The sequence below is a fragment of the Paenibacillus taichungensis genome (assembly GCF_013359905.1).
GTDB classification, from domain to species: Bacteria; Bacillota; Bacilli; order Paenibacillales; family Paenibacillaceae; genus Paenibacillus; species Paenibacillus taichungensis.
Genome location: NZ_JABMCC010000023.1, coordinates 1 through 327 on the forward strand (window position 1 = coordinate 1; position 327 = coordinate 327).

Below are 327 nucleotides of genomic sequence, written 5' to 3' on the forward strand. Positions count from 1 at the left end.
ACGGTCGCAAGACTGAAGCTCAAAGGAAGTGACGGGGACCAGAACAAGCAGTAGAGTATGTGGTTTAATTCGAAGCGACGCGAAGATCCTTACCAGGTCTTGATATCTGAATGACCGGTGCAGAGATGTAACTTATCTTCGGAACATTCAAGACAGGTAGTGCATGGTTGTCGGCAGCTCGTGTCGTGAGATATTGGGTTAAGTCCCGCATCGAGCGCAACCCTTGATCTTAGTTGCCAGCACTTCGGGTGGGCACTCTAAGGTGACTGCCGGTGACAAACCGGAGGAAGGTGGGGATGACATCAAATCATCATGCCCCTTATGACC

1 rRNA gene is annotated in these 327 nt (G+C 50.8%); it reads left to right on the top strand.

The features are described from left to right. A 16S ribosomal RNA gene (locus HP548_RS00110) occupies nt 1–327 on the top strand; the annotation flags it as partial.